At 65.4% G+C, this 12,061-nt stretch carries 17 protein-coding genes; 6 read left to right on the top strand and 11 right to left on the bottom strand.

Annotated features, from left to right (window positions below):
* Complete coding sequence (locus AKL02_RS11190; protein WP_083077117.1) at positions 1-894, bottom strand: LysR family transcriptional regulator; 894 nt, start codon at positions 892-894, stop codon at positions 1-3.
* A gap of 127 nt (positions 895-1,021) precedes the next feature.
* Here AKL02_RS11190 and AKL02_RS11185 point away from each other — a divergent pair, with 127 nt between their 5' ends.
* Together AKL02_RS11185 and AKL02_RS11180 are read left to right on the top strand one after the other, a co-directional pair.
* Positions 1,022-1,426 (top strand): DoxX family protein, encoded by a 405-nt coding sequence (locus tag AKL02_RS11185; protein ID WP_078605531.1) that lies wholly within the window; start codon positions 1,022-1,024, stop codon positions 1,424-1,426.
* 12 nt (positions 1,427-1,438) lie between these two features.
* Complete coding sequence (locus AKL02_RS11180) at positions 1,439-2,242, top strand: VOC family protein (RefSeq protein WP_083077115.1); 804 nt, start codon at positions 1,439-1,441, stop codon at positions 2,240-2,242.
* A 44-nt stretch (positions 2,243-2,286) separates the two neighbouring features.
* Here AKL02_RS11180 and AKL02_RS11175 read toward each other — a convergent pair whose 3' ends face one another.
* The 3 genes from AKL02_RS11175 to AKL02_RS11165 all read right to left on the bottom strand — a co-directional run bounded on the left by AKL02_RS11175 (position 2,287) and on the right by AKL02_RS11165 (position 4,149).
* On the bottom strand, positions 2,287-3,351 hold the full coding sequence (locus AKL02_RS11175) for a 5-(carboxyamino)imidazole ribonucleotide synthase (RefSeq protein WP_083077113.1): 1,065 nt from the start codon (positions 3,349-3,351) through the stop codon (positions 2,287-2,289).
* Complete coding sequence (purE, locus tag AKL02_RS11170; protein ID WP_078520818.1) at positions 3,344-3,829, bottom strand: 5-(carboxyamino)imidazole ribonucleotide mutase; 486 nt, start codon at positions 3,827-3,829, stop codon at positions 3,344-3,346. Before purE ends, AKL02_RS11175 begins: the two co-directional genes overlap by 8 nt.
* A gap of 101 nt (positions 3,830-3,930) precedes the next feature.
* Positions 3,931-4,149: a YdcH family protein gene (locus AKL02_RS11165; RefSeq protein WP_078520817.1), complete on the bottom strand. Its 219-nt coding sequence runs from the start codon at positions 4,147-4,149 to the stop codon at positions 3,931-3,933.
* A 232-nt stretch (positions 4,150-4,381) separates the two neighbouring features.
* Here AKL02_RS11165 and AKL02_RS11160 point away from each other — a divergent pair, with 232 nt between their 5' ends.
* Positions 4,382-4,792 carry an Hsp20 family protein gene (locus tag AKL02_RS11160; RefSeq protein ID WP_078540722.1) on the top strand — a complete coding sequence of 137 codons (411 nt, stop codon included), beginning with the start codon at positions 4,382-4,384 and terminating at the stop codon, positions 4,790-4,792.
* Between the two features lie 23 nt (positions 4,793-4,815).
* Entirely contained in the window at positions 4,816-5,043 is a 228-nt protein-coding gene (locus AKL02_RS11155) for a DUF1150 family protein (RefSeq protein WP_078520815.1), read from the top strand.
* Positions 5,044-5,076: 33 nt separating this feature from the next.
* On the opposite strand, the gene AKL02_RS11150 is transcribed toward AKL02_RS11155, so the two are convergent.
* The 7 genes from AKL02_RS11150 to AKL02_RS11120 form a co-directional block, all read right to left on the bottom strand.
* On the bottom strand, positions 5,077-5,514 hold the full coding sequence (locus AKL02_RS11150; protein WP_078520814.1) for a paraquat-inducible protein A: 438 nt from the start codon (positions 5,512-5,514) through the stop codon (positions 5,077-5,079).
* A gap of 36 nt (positions 5,515-5,550) precedes the next feature.
* A complete protein-coding gene (locus AKL02_RS11145; RefSeq protein ID WP_232621601.1) occupies positions 5,551-6,324 on the bottom strand; it encodes a DNA repair protein in 774 nt (257 codons plus the stop codon).
* A gap of 127 nt (positions 6,325-6,451) precedes the next feature.
* Positions 6,452-7,198 carry an ABC transporter ATP-binding protein gene (locus AKL02_RS11140; protein ID WP_083077111.1) on the bottom strand — a complete coding sequence of 249 codons (747 nt, stop codon included), beginning with the start codon at positions 7,196-7,198 and terminating at the stop codon, positions 6,452-6,454.
* Positions 7,195-7,986: an MlaE family ABC transporter permease gene (locus tag AKL02_RS11135; RefSeq protein WP_078520812.1), complete on the bottom strand. Its 792-nt coding sequence runs from the start codon at positions 7,984-7,986 to the stop codon at positions 7,195-7,197. The genes AKL02_RS11140 and AKL02_RS11135 overlap by 4 nt, the downstream gene beginning before the upstream one ends.
* Positions 7,983-9,032, bottom strand: a complete 1,050-nt coding sequence (gene alr, locus AKL02_RS11130) for an alanine racemase (RefSeq protein WP_083077108.1) — start codon at positions 9,030-9,032, stop codon at positions 7,983-7,985. The genes AKL02_RS11135 and alr overlap by 4 nt, the downstream gene beginning before the upstream one ends.
* Positions 9,033-9,101: 69 nt before the next feature.
* Complete coding sequence (locus AKL02_RS11125) at positions 9,102-9,830, bottom strand: hypothetical protein (RefSeq protein WP_133051938.1); 729 nt, start codon at positions 9,828-9,830, stop codon at positions 9,102-9,104.
* Positions 9,831-9,850: 20 nt separating this feature from the next.
* On the bottom strand, positions 9,851-10,606 hold the full coding sequence (locus AKL02_RS11120) for an RNA methyltransferase (protein ID WP_083077101.1): 756 nt from the start codon (positions 10,604-10,606) through the stop codon (positions 9,851-9,853).
* A gap of 100 nt (positions 10,607-10,706) precedes the next feature.
* On the opposite strand from AKL02_RS11120, the gene AKL02_RS11115 reads away from it, so the two are divergent.
* Together AKL02_RS11115 and AKL02_RS11110 are read left to right on the top strand one after the other, a co-directional pair.
* On the top strand, positions 10,707-11,324 hold the full coding sequence (locus tag AKL02_RS11115) for a thiamine phosphate synthase (protein ID WP_078520808.1): 618 nt from the start codon (positions 10,707-10,709) through the stop codon (positions 11,322-11,324).
* Positions 11,324-11,998 carry a nucleoside/nucleotide kinase family protein gene (locus tag AKL02_RS11110; RefSeq protein WP_083077098.1) on the top strand — a complete coding sequence of 225 codons (675 nt, stop codon included), beginning with the start codon at positions 11,324-11,326 and terminating at the stop codon, positions 11,996-11,998. Before AKL02_RS11115 ends, AKL02_RS11110 begins: the two co-directional genes overlap by 1 nt.
* The last annotated feature ends 63 nt before the right edge of the window (positions 11,999-12,061 follow it).

Raw genomic sequence — 12,061 nt, 5'->3', positions numbered from 1 at the left:
TCAGCCCCGCAGAGCGCGCGTATCCTCATAGGCGAAATCGATCAGCGCGCGCAGCTTGCGCGGCAGGCGCGGCCCGTCGAGATAGACCGCATGAAGCGGGATGCGCAGCAGCGTCTCGGGCGGGAAGAGCGAGACCAGCCGCCCCGCCGCGATCTCGGGCTCCAGCACGAATTCCGGCCCATAGGTGATGCCATGCCCCGCCAGCGTCAGTTCGCAAGCGGCGCGCCCGCTATTGACGCGGATCTGCGCCGGAACGGGCAGGGTGGCGATCTCTCCGCCCTCGCGATAGCGCCAATGCGGGATCGCGCTGTGATTGGTGTCATGGATGCAGCGGTGATCGGCCAGATCGGCGATCTGGTCCGGGCGGCCCGCACGTTCGAGATAGGCGGGAGAGGCCACGACGCGCATCCCGATTTCGCCCAGCTTGCGTGCCCGCAGCGCCTGATCGCGCAGTTGCCCGATCCGGAAGGCGAGGTCGATCCCTTCGGCGGCCAGATCGGTCGCCGCATCCGAGAGCGTCAAGTCGATCACCAGATCGGGGTGGGGGGCGGCGAAGCGTGCGAGCATTTCCGCCAGATAGACCTCGCCGAAAGTGACCGGCGCGGAGATCCGCAGCACGCCCGAGAACCCGCGCGATTGCTCCGACACCGCGCCCAGAAGATCGTCGAGCCCGTCGAGCACGCTTGGCGCCTCGGCCAGCAGACGCTCGCCCGCGGGCGTCAACCCGATCCGCCGCGTCGTGCGTTGCAGAAGGCGCGTGCCAAGGCGGTCCTCTAGCTCGGCCACGTATTTCGAGGCGAGCCGGTTGGAGATGCCCAGCTGCTCTGCCCCCGCGGTGAAAGAGCCCGCGCGGGCGGTGGCGACGAAGGCGCGGAGTTGTTCGGTGATATCCATCGCTATTCAGAACAAAATGGTAAAAGTCATTCCTGATAATATCCATTTTATTCGCGAACGGAATGGCTAATTTCCTCGCTGCAACGCGAACACACCGCACAGAGCTTGCGGTTACAGGAGACAGACCATGATCGACACCAAACTCGCCCCTTACGGCATCTTCGTTTTGCGCCTTCTGACCGGCGCTCTGTTCCTCGTCCACGGGCTGACGAAGCTGTTCGTCTTTACCCCGGCCGGCACGATGGGCTTCTTTGAATCTCTGGGTCTGCCCGGCTGGCTCGGCATCCTCACGATGGCGGCGGAAATTCTCGGCGGTATCGCCTTGATCACCGGCATCTATGCGCGGATCGTGTCCTTCGGGCTCGGGTTCATCCTGCTCGGCGCGGCCTTCACGGCGCATTGGGGCAACGGCTTTAGCTTCTCGAACCAGGGCGGCGGCTGGGAATATCCGGTGATGTGGGCCATCGTGCAATTCGCGCTCGCGGCTCTGGGTGACGGCCTCTATGCGCTGCGCCCGACCAAACTGAAGTGACAGGAGGAGACGATGGCGACCAGTGACGCAAATGTTGAAATCGGCCATGTGACCCTCGTGGTCCATGACCTCCCGGCGGTGAGCGCGTTCTACGAGAGCGTGCTCGGGCTGGAGCGGATCGCAGCCGACGCAACAGAGGCGCGCTACGGCGTCGATGGGAAAGTGCTCGTGATCCTCAAGGCCGACGCATCGGCGCGCAAATCGAGCCGGTCGGAAGCGGGGCTGTTTCACACCGCCTTCCTTCTGCCCGAGCGGGCCGATCTGGGCGCGTGGCTGAACCACGCCGCCGAGGCTGGCATCCGGCTCGACGGGGCGTCCGATCACCTTGTCAGCGAGGCGGTTTACCTGCACGACCCCGAGGGCAACGGCATCGAGATCTACCGGGACCGCGCCCGCGAAGACTGGCCGCGCAAGGACGGGATGATCGCGATGGTGACCGATCCGATCGACCTGCGCGACGTGATGGCAGAGGCCCGTGGCCCGTGGCGCGGTGCGCCGAAAGGCACGGTGATCGGCCACGTGCACCTTCAGGTCGGCGCGCTCGGTCCGGCGGAGCCGTTCTATGCCGAGACGCTCGGTGCGGATGTGATGGCCCGCTATCCGGGGGCGAATTTCCACGGTTGGGGCGGCTATCACCACCACCTCGCCACCAATGTCTGGAACAGCCGCGGGGCCAAAGAGCGTCACCAGCCCGCGACCGGTCTGGTCGAGGTCGGACTGAAGGCGGACGCCGAACCGCTCGCCGCCTTTCGCGAGGCCTATGGCGACAGCGTGGCCGACCCGTGGGGCACGCGCTTCACATGGTCCGCGAAGTGATCGAGAGATAAGAGAAAGGCGCCCGCGATGGGCGCCTTTTCCGCTTACAGGATGTGGTTCACATGGCCCATCTTGCGGCCCGGCTTCACCTCGGCCTTGCCGTAGAGATGCACCTGATACCGTGCGAGCTTTGCCAGCCCCGGCACCCGATCCATGTCGTCGCCGATCAGGTTCTCCATCTCGACATCGCAATGGCGCGAGCCGTCGCCTAGCGGCCAGCCGGTTACGGCGCGGATATGCTGCTCGAACTGGTCGACAGCGCAGCCCGCCTGCGTCCAGTGGCCCGAGTTGTGCACGCGAGGCGCGATCTCGTTCACGATCAACGCGTCGCGGGTGACGAAAAGCTCGACCCCCATCACGCCGACATAATCGAGCTTGTTCAGGATCTTGGCCGCCAGCAGAACCGCATCGGTGCGCTGGTTGTCGGTGATCGCGGCGGGCACCAGCGTGGTGCGCAGGATGCCGCCCTCGTGCTTGTTCTGGCCCGGATCGAAGCAGGAGATCGCGCCATCATCGGCGCGCGCGCCAATCACGGAGATCTCCTTGAAGAACTCCACGAAGCCTTCGAGGATCGCGGGCGCGCCCTTCATATCCTCCAGCGCGGCGGCGGCCTCTTCGGGCGCTTTGATCACTACCTGACCCTTGCCGTCATAGCCGAAGCGACGGGTCTTCAGGATCGCGGGGCAGCCGATCTCGGCAATTGCCTCCTGCAGGTCCTCGAGATCGTCCACGGCGGCGAAGGGTGCGGTGGCGAGGCCCAGATCGTTGAGGAAGGCTTTCTCGACCAGACGGTCCTGACTGACCGCGAGCGCCTTGCGGTTCGGGCGGATCGGCTTGAGGCTTTCCAGAAGATCGAGCGCCGAGGTCGGCACGTTCTCGAATTCGTAGGTGATGACGTCCACCGCCTCGGCGAAGGCCCGCAGCGCGGCCTCGTCCTCGTAGCCGGCGGTGGTCACCGCATGGGCCACGTCGCCTGCGGGCGGGTTCGCGCCCGGCTCGAAGATATGGGTCTTGTAGCCCAGACGCGAGGCCGCGACCGAGAGCATCCGGCCCAGCTGACCGCCGCCGAGGATGCCGATCACCGATCCATAGGGCAGGGGCTCACTCATCTTCCGGCTCCTCCTTGATCGAGGCCGAGAGCTTCTCGCGCCAGTCGTCGAGCCGCTTCGCGAGATCCGCATCGGACACGGCCAAGATCCCCGCCGCCATCAGACCGGCATTGGCAGCCCCCGCAGCCCCGATCGCCATGGTCGCGACCGGGAAGCCCTTGGGCATCTGCACGATGGAATAGAGGCTGTCGACGCCCGAGAGTGCGCGGGTCTGCACCGGCACGCCGATCACCGGAACGCGCGTCTTCGAGGCCATCATGCCCGGCAGGTGCGCGGCGCCGCCAGCGCCTGCGATGATGACGTGCAGCCCACGCTCCACGGCCGTCTTGCCATAGGACCAGAGCCTGTCGGGAGTGCGATGGGCCGAGACGATCTTCGCCTCGTATTCCACACCGAGTTCGTCGAGAATTTCCGCCGCCTCTTTCATCGTGGACCAGTCGGACTGGCTGCCCATGATGATTCCCACTTTCACGCTCATGACGCCCCCTTTGCAGATGGAGCGCGCACTATAGGAATCTGTGCCGTCGCGGCAAGCCCCGGAGGCGCGCAGGCGCCGATCCGATTGGTCGGAGGTCAGGTTCAGGCGATGATGTCGGGGGTAAGCTGGTCTTCGATCCGCGCGATCTCGTCTTTCAGGGCCAGCTTTTGCTTTTTCAGCCGCACAAGGCGCAGCTGGTCGGAATGCACCGCCTGCGTGAGCGCCAGGATCGCCTCGTCCAGATCGCGGTGTTCGCGGCGCAGCACTTCCAGTTTTACCCGCAGCACTTCTTCATGATCCATCTCGAGATGGGCGTTCATATCCGTATCGTCCGGTTCTGGTTGCGCAAAATATCATCCGCCCGACTCGGCCAAGGCGGTCAGGTGGGAGGGTCAATATAACAGGTTTCGAACGGGTTAGGAGAAAATTTGCCGTCAGCGTAAATGGTCGGCGGGGTCTTGCAGGGGGCTTCCACGCCGCCCATATTTGATCAGTGGGCTGCCGAAGATCGGGGCCCGAACTTGCAACGTCGCTTGATCAAGGGCTTGCCGAATGACGAAACTGAGTTTTGGCGCACATCCCTACCTGCTGGGCTTCGACCAGCTGGAACGGCTGGTGGAACGCACCGCCAAGGGATCGGATGCCTATCCGCCGTATAACATCGAACAACGCGGCGAGGATGCGTTCCGCATCACGCTCGCAGTGGCAGGCTTCCGCGAGGAAGACCTCGCGATCACGCTCGAAGACCGGGCACTCGTGATCCGCGGCCGTCAAAGCGAAGAGGACAGCGAACGCCTGTTCCTTCATCGCGGCATCGCCGCACGGGCCTTTCAGCGCAGCTTCGTGCTCGCCGAAGGGGTCGAGGTCGCAGCCGCCACGATCGAGAACGGTCTTCTGCATGTCGATCTGAACCGGGCCCCGCCCGAGACGATCGTGCAGACCATCCCGATCGAGCGGAAATGAACAGGCAGGAAAGGAAACGCGCAATGAATACGGAATATGATTTCGGCGATAATGCCGAGCATCCCATCGTCTATGTCCGCGAAGTGGCGGTCGTCGATCTGCCCGAGGAAATCCGGGCCGAGCTGGACGATGTCGATCACCTCTATGCGGTGCATGACAGCGATGGCGAACGGCTCGCGCTGGTGAAGGACCGCAAGCTGGCCTTCTCGCTGGCCCGGCAGAACGATCTGGACCCGGTCTCGGTCCATTGATCGGCTGAAAGGACGCGAAAGGCGCCCGGGGGTTCACCCTCGCGGCGCCTTTTTCATTTCCAGATGCGAGATCGCGAAAGAAGCCGCGACGCATCCGGTAAACAGGTACAGCCCCCAAGCCGTCTCGAGCCGCCCGACGCCCACGCCCTTTGCCACCACGATATAGATCGCGATCAGGAAGATATCGGCCATCGCCAGTTTGCCGAGGATATTGAGCGCGGGCAGCAGGCGCGGCGCGGCCAGATCGAACTGGATCAGCGCAACGCCGATCACCTTCAGATAGGGGGCAAACAGGGCGAGGAAGCTGACGAGCAGGGCGAGGAACACATCCGTCCGCCAAAGCGTCTGCAACCCGCTGAGCACCGAAATCTCTTCCAGCCCGAAGAAGGGCAACAGCCCCGCGCGCAGAAGCGGCGCGGCCCAGGCGAGGGGGAAGAGAAGCAAGAGCGCCAGATTGGCGTATTTCAGCATCGACCGGCGCTCACCCCTAGGGGCGCGCAGGCCCCGTTACGACTTGGATTCTTTCTTCGCGATCGGCACCACGTTGGGCTGCGGACCGTCTTCGATTTCGTAGCCCAGCAGCGGCAGGATGTCACGCAGGTCGCGCTCCAGCAGGCTAAACTCGGCACTGAGCTCGCGCTCTTCGGTCTCGACATCGGTCAGCCATTCGCGCAGCTCCGAGCAGGTCCGGCGGGCGACAGAAATCTGATCGCTCAGGGTCTCGGCCTCTTGCTGGCGCTGTTCGAGGAAGGCGCGGGCGCGTTTGACTTTCTCGGCGGAATAGACCTCAGCGAGATCGCGCGATTGCAGGCTCATCTGCGCGGCCAGTTCCAGAAGTTCGGGCTCCAGCCCGCCCAGATCGGGATGCTGGCGCAGATGGGTGATCCGCTCGCGTACGGCGTCGAATTCACCCGAGAGTGCGAAGACGCCCGCGCGGTCGGAGTCGTGGGCGCTGCGATAGGCGCGGGCTACGTCATCCATGCCGACATGAAAGCGGCGATGGCTGCCTTCGAGCTTGGACACGCGCGAACAGGAGGGCAGATAAAGCAAGAGGATCAGCGCCAGCAAGGCCGCGCCCACCTGCAGCCAGACACCGAAATCGGGCAGGGCGGTTTCGCCGAATTGCGCCTCTAGGCTGAGCCACGGCATCAGCCCGAGCGAGGCGGCTGCGACCGCGCCGATGGCGGCGAGTGCGGTGACTGCGACAGTGACGGTGAGCGTTTGGCCAATTGCCGCGTTGAAACGGTCTAGATTGGCGCTTCCTACCTGTTCGGTTTGCATGATGTGACCTCCCCCCGGTTCCCATATTGAAGATAGCGGCCAGTTCCGGTCCGAGATTGAGTCTCGTTGGCGGATCAAGCACTTGGGGAGAATGCGCGGAAATTCGCTTGGTTCCGCAGCCGGTGTGTTAACGAAGCGTTTCGATCGGCCCTTCGGCGCGTCCATGGATGAACTGCTGGACGTAAGGGTCTGAAGTTTTGTCCATTTCCGCGATCGGACCCTCCCAGCGAATTTTGCCCGCGTGAAGCATCGCCACGCGGTCGGCAATCGCGCGGACCGAGGTCATGTCATGGGTGATCGTCATTGCGGTCGCGCCCATCTCGGTGACGATCTCGCGGATCAGCTCGTTGATGACGCCTGCCATGATCGGGTCGAGCCCGGTCGTGGGTTCGTCGAAGAAGATGATCTCGGGCTCAGCGGCGATGGCGCGGGCAAGGCCTACGCGTTTCTGCATCCCACCCGACAGTTCCGCCGGATACAGGTCCGCCACATCCGGCGACAGGCCGACGCGGCGCAGCTTCTCCACCGCGATCTCGCGCGCCTCCGCCTTGGGCCGTTTCAGCGCGCCGCGCAGCAGGCGGAAGGCCACGTTTTCCCAGACCGAGAAGCTGTCGAACAGCGCGCCGCCCTGAAACAGCATTCCGAAGCGGGCGAGGAACGCGTCGCGCTCGCCCTCGTGGACGTCGACCCCGTCGAGGGTGATTTTGCCGCCATCGGGCTCGATCAGCCCGAGGATGCATTTCAGCAGCACCGATTTGCCGGTGCCCGAGCCGCCGATGATCACGGTTGATTGGCCCGTCGGCACCACAAGATCGACGCCGCGCAGGACGTGTTTCGATCCGAAACTGCGGGTTATGGCGTCGAGGGTGATCATGCCGAGAAGAAGGCCTCCGTCAGCACGTAATTCGCGGCGAGGATCGCGACCGAGGCGGCGACCACCGCCGATTTCGTGGCCCGGCCCACGCCCTGCGCGCCGCGGCCCGAATTCATCCCGTGATAGCAGCCCATCGTGGCCACGATGAAGCCGAAGGCCGCCCCCTTCACGAGGCCCGATCCCACGTCCCAGAATTCAAGGAAGTCCCAAGTGTTCTTGAGATAGGTGGCCGAGTTGAAGCCGAGGCGGTTCACGCCGACCATCCAGCCACCCATGATCCCGATCACGTCGCCCACGCCGACGAGCATCGGCACGCAAAGCGTCGCGGCCAGCACGCGCGGCACGGTGAGATATTTCATCGGGTTGGTCGAGAGCGTGGTGAGCGCGTCGATCTGCTCGGTCACTTTCATCGTGCCGATTTCGGCCGCGATGGATGAGGCCACGCGCGCGGCCACCATCAAACCGCCCAGAACCGGGCCCAGCTCGCGCACCATGCCGATCGCGGTGATCGAGGGCACGACCTGTTCGGCCGAGAAGCGCGCGCCGCCCGCGTAAATCTGCAGCGCGAGCGCGGCGCCGGTGAACAGCGCCGTCATTCCCACGACCGGCAGCGACAGCCAGCCGATATTGAGGCACGCAAGCCAGAACTCGCGCAGGTAGAAGGGCGGGCGGAGCAGGTGGCTCAGCGTCTCGCCCACAAAGAGCGACAGCCGCCCCGTCGCCGCCATCAGCGCAAGCGTGGCCCGCCCCAGCGCGGCCAGCGGTCGGCTGAGCGCCGCTGCATTCATCCGGTGGGCTCCGCGTAATTCCGGGCGTAGCGGGGACCGAGCGAGGTCAGGATCTCATAGCCGATCGTGCCCGCCAGATCGGCCAGCGTATCGACACCCTGATGAGGCCCCAGCAGATCGAGCGTGTCGGGCACCGTATCGAGATCGGTCACATCCACCGTCAGCAGGTCCATCGAGACGCGACCCCGCAGCGGACATGCCGTGTCGCCTGCATAAAGCGCGGTGATGTTCGACAGCACGCGGTGAATCCCGTCGGCATAGCCCGCCGAGAGCGTCGCGATTTTGGTCTCGCGCTCGGCGGTCCAGGTGTTGCCGTAGCCCACGGTCTCGCCGGGCTGGACCACGCGGGTCTGGATCACCGGCAGCGACAGGGTCGCCACGTGGCGGGCCTCCTCGAAGGGGCGCCCGCCGTAGAGGCCGATGCCGGGCCGCGTCACGTCGAAATGATAATCGGGGCCCAACAGAATGCCGCCCGTCGCCGCGAGCGAGCGGTTCAGCCCCATGCCGTCGGTCATCCGTTTGAACTCGGCCAGCTGCTTGGCGTTCATCTCGTGCTCGGGCTCGTCGGAACACGCGAGGTGGCTCATCACCAGCTCGATCCCGCGCTCCATCAGCTGCGGGGCGGTGGCTTGCCACTCGGCTGCCTCCATCCCGAGCCGGTTCATCCCGGTGTCGAGCTGCACGCCCACGGGGCTCTCGGGGATCGCCTGCAGATGCCGCTGCGCCTGTTCGGCGGAGTTCAGCATCGGGATCAGCCGCGCGTCGCGCAGGAAACCCGCATCGCCCGCCATATGACCGCCGAGGATGAAGATCCGCGCGTCCTCACCCAGATGCGGGCGCAGCCGCGCGCCTTCCTCGGCCAGCGCGACAAAGAAGTCCCGCGCACCCGCCTGATACAAAGCCGGTGCCACGCGCCCTGCGCCCAAGCCGTAGCTATCGGCTTTCACCACCGCCGCCGTGCGCGTCGCCGCGCCCGATTGCGCATCGAGAGCGCGCCAATTGCTGACCACTGCGTCGAGGTCGATATGAAGATTTGCCTGTGCCATGGCCCCTTTTTCTGCGCACACGGTCTCAGGTCAAGGGCAATCCGCGCAAGCCGCGTGCATGGCTGCGTTTCAGGGAAAGCTGCGCCCGTCTTCCAGCCGCGCAAGGATGGCCTCCGGCCCGCCCTGATGCGCCTCCCAGATCAGCACGGCGCAAGCGGCCTCGGCATAAAGCCCGTTGTCGCGCCCGGCCTGCGGCGCCCAGTCGAAAGGCGAGCTGGGCAGGTCGGCGCGCGGCAGGGCCTGACAGCGTTCGATACCCGTTCCCGGCCCGAGATAGCGCGGATCGTTCGAGACCAGCACCGAGAGCCCCTCGTCGAACCATGCGGGCATGCGGCCGCGCACCTGACCCAACACGCCCACCCGGGCATGGGTCTCGGTATGGGCCAACTCATGGGCGAGGATCGTCTCGGTCAGCCCGCGCGGAGCCACGCGAACGACGGCCCAAGCCCCGAGCGAATAGGTCACCGCCGCCGCCCCCCGTCCGCCAAGGCGGCGGTCGCAGGCGTCGCTCGTGCAGGCGAGAATGCGGGTATGGGCTTCGCGCGTGGGATAGAATTGGCCGACGGTGTCGCGCGCCGCATCGACCGTCTCGACCAGATCGCGGCGCTCTGCGCGGCTCATCTCATGTTCGACGAAAATGCCGGGCGCGGCCCGGTCCATCCCGAAACAGCGCGGGCACAGCCCGGCCGCCAGCACCGGGTAGAACCACAAAAGCGCGAGCAGACCCAAAAGCCCACCCGCCAGAAGTGCCAATACTGAGACCCGGATGACGCGCCACATGCTGCCAAGATGGCGCAAGCGGCGTCTTTGACCAAGCGTCAGTCGCGCGGGCGGAGAATTTGTCGCAGAGCGCCGTGCAGCGTCTGCACTTCCGAGCGCGTCATCGCGAAACGCGTCCACATGTTGCGCAGGTTGCGCTTCATCATCGGCGCCTTCGCGGGCGGGTGGAAGAAGCCTGCCTCCTCGAGCCGCTGCTCGAAATGATCGCCCAGCTTCTCGACCTCGACCGCGCTCGCCGGATCATGGCCCGCAAGCCCCGGATCGACCGGCACCGAGTCGAGCGTGTGGCGCGAATACTCATAGGCCGACAGCAGCACCGCCTGCGCGAGGTTGAGCGAGAAGAATTCCGGGTTCACCGGCACCGTGATGATCGCATTGGCGCGCAGGATGTCGTCATTCTCCAGCCCGGTGCGCTCGGGCCCGAAAAGCACGCCGACCTTCTGGCCCACGACGATGCGCTTCCTCGCCTCCTCCATCGCCGCCTCGGGCGTGTAGATCGGTTTGGGCAATTCGCGGCCCCGCGCGGTGGTCGCGAAGACGTAATCGCAATCGGCCACCGCCTCCGCCACGCTGTCATAGACACCCGCGAAATCGAGCACCTGACCGGCAGCTCCCGAGGCCATCGCCACCGCTTTGGGGTTGGGCCAGCCGTCGCGCGGTTCCACCAACCGCATCTTGCGCAGCGAGAAGTTCAGCATCGCGCGCGCCGCTGCCCCGATATTCTCGCCCATCTGCGGACGCACGAGGATGAAGGCAGGCTGGGCGGGATCGGGAATTTCGGGCGTATTGGGCATGGGCGGTCCTTTCGCGCCTCTCCTAGTCGCGCAAGCTGGCACTGGCAAGGCCGCGCCGCTTGCGTTAATAGGCGGCCAAGACCCGCAAAGGAGCCTGCCCATGGCCGAAGACCGCCCGCAGATTTACCTGATCACGCCGCCCGCTTTCGACGCCGAGGAATTCGCGCCGAAACTGGCCTCGGTGCTCGATGCGCATGACATCGCCTGCATCCGCCTGTCGCTGGCCAGCCGCGACGAATACGAGATCGGTCGGATCGCCGATGCGATGCGCGAAGTGGCCCATGCCCGCGACGTGGCGCTGGTGATCGAATCCCATGTGGCCCTCGTCGAACGCCACGGGCTCGACGGGGTGCATTTCACCGACGGCGCGAAGCAGATCCGCTATGGCCGCAAGGAGCTGGGCGACGACGCGATCGTCGGAAGCTACTGCGGCAATTCCCGCCATGAGGGGATGAACGCGGGCGAGGCGGGGGCCGACTATGTCTGCTTCGGCCCGATCGGCGAGACCAATCTCGGCACCGCCGAACCCGCCGAACATGAGCTGTTCGCATGGTGGTCGGAAGTGATCGAAGTGCCGGTGGTGGCCGAAGGTGCGCTCACCGAAGAGCTCGTCACGAAATTCGCCCCCGTCACCGACTGGTTCGCCTTCGGCGACGAGGTCTGGCGCGAGGACGACCCGGCCGCAGCTCTGGGACGGTTCATCAAGGCGATGTCGTGATGCCGGATTGGCTCGGCGATAGCGACGGCCCGATGGGCGATCATGGGGCCTTCATGGAGAGCGAGCTGCAGGTGCCGCGCGCTGATCTGGCCTCGCATATCCGCCAGCTTCCGGGCAAGCGGCTGCTGATCGGGCTGGTCGGCGGACCCGGTGCGGGCAAGTCGCATCTCGCGCATGCGCTGGCCGAGGCGCTCGGGGAGCAATCGGCCATCGTCGCGATGGACGGCTTTCACCGCGATAATGATTGGCTCGACGCGCGCGGCTTGCGCAACGTGAAGGGCGCGCCGGAAACATTTGATACGGAAGGGTTTTCGCAACTTCTCGCGCGGCTGAAATCGAGCCGTCAGGACGAACCCGTGCCGACCTTCGACCGCGATCTGGACGCCACCGTTCCGGGCGGCGCAAGCGTGCCGGGCTCCGCGAAATACCTGATCGTCGAAGGCAATTATCTGCTGCTGACGCGGCCCGGTTGGACCGATCTCTATCCGCTTTTCGATCTCACGATCCGCATCGATCTGCCAGAAGAGGTGCTGCGCGAGCGGCTGACCCGACGCTGGCGCGATCAGGGCTGCGATCTGGCCGAGACGCGCCGCCGCGTCGAGGAAAACGACCTGCCCAATGGCCGTACCATCACGCGCGAGAGCCGCGCCGCCGATCTGGTTGTGCGGGACTGATCCCTTCGGCTTGGCTGAAATATCCCGGGGGGCTGGCAAGGCCAGCGGGGGCGGAGCCCCCTC

The organism is Thioclava electrotropha (assembly GCF_002085925.2).
Classification (GTDB): Bacteria; Pseudomonadota; Alphaproteobacteria; order Rhodobacterales; family Rhodobacteraceae; genus Thioclava; species Thioclava electrotropha.
Note: the sequence above shows the minus strand (reverse complement) of the source record. Positions and strands in the feature narration are given on the sequence as shown.

Bases quoted from the DNA above. Each gene is read 5' to 3' on its own strand.
- AKL02_RS11150 (WP_078520814.1), bottom strand. From the start codon at position 5,514: ATGCTGAAATACGCCAATCTGGCGCTCTTGCTTCTCTTCCCCCTCGCC.
- AKL02_RS11160 (WP_078540722.1), top strand. From the start codon at position 4,382: ATGACGAAACTGAGTTTTGGCGCACATCCCTACCTGCTGGGCTTCGAC.
- AKL02_RS11120 (WP_083077101.1), bottom strand. From the start codon at position 10,606: ATGCCCAATACGCCCGAAATTCCCGATCCCGCCCAGCCTGCCTTCATC.
- AKL02_RS11180 (WP_083077115.1), top strand. From the start codon at position 1,439: ATGGCGACCAGTGACGCAAATGTTGAAATCGGCCATGTGACCCTCGTG.
- AKL02_RS11190 (WP_083077117.1), bottom strand. From the start codon at position 894: ATGGATATCACCGAACAACTCCGCGCCTTCGTCGCCACCGCCCGCGCG.
- AKL02_RS11175 (WP_083077113.1), bottom strand. From the start codon at position 3,351: ATGAGTGAGCCCCTGCCCTATGGATCGGTGATCGGCATCCTCGGCGGC.
- AKL02_RS11155 (WP_078520815.1), top strand. From the start codon at position 4,816: ATGAATACGGAATATGATTTCGGCGATAATGCCGAGCATCCCATCGTC.
- AKL02_RS11115 (WP_078520808.1), top strand. From the start codon at position 10,707: ATGGCCGAAGACCGCCCGCAGATTTACCTGATCACGCCGCCCGCTTTC.
- purE (WP_078520818.1), bottom strand. From the start codon at position 3,829: ATGAGCGTGAAAGTGGGAATCATCATGGGCAGCCAGTCCGACTGGTCC.
- AKL02_RS11145 (WP_232621601.1), bottom strand. From the start codon at position 6,324: ATGCAAACCGAACAGGTAGGAAGCGCCAATCTAGACCGTTTCAACGCG.
- alr (WP_083077108.1), bottom strand. From the start codon at position 9,032: ATGGCACAGGCAAATCTTCATATCGACCTCGACGCAGTGGTCAGCAAT.
- AKL02_RS11165 (WP_078520817.1), bottom strand. From the start codon at position 4,149: ATGAACGCCCATCTCGAGATGGATCATGAAGAAGTGCTGCGGGTAAAA.
- AKL02_RS11185 (WP_078605531.1), top strand. From the start codon at position 1,022: ATGATCGACACCAAACTCGCCCCTTACGGCATCTTCGTTTTGCGCCTT.
- AKL02_RS11110 (WP_083077098.1), top strand. From the start codon at position 11,324: ATGCCGGATTGGCTCGGCGATAGCGACGGCCCGATGGGCGATCATGGG.
- AKL02_RS11140 (WP_083077111.1), bottom strand. From the start codon at position 7,198: ATGATCACCCTCGACGCCATAACCCGCAGTTTCGGATCGAAACACGTC.
- AKL02_RS11135 (WP_078520812.1), bottom strand. From the start codon at position 7,986: ATGAATGCAGCGGCGCTCAGCCGACCGCTGGCCGCGCTGGGGCGGGCC.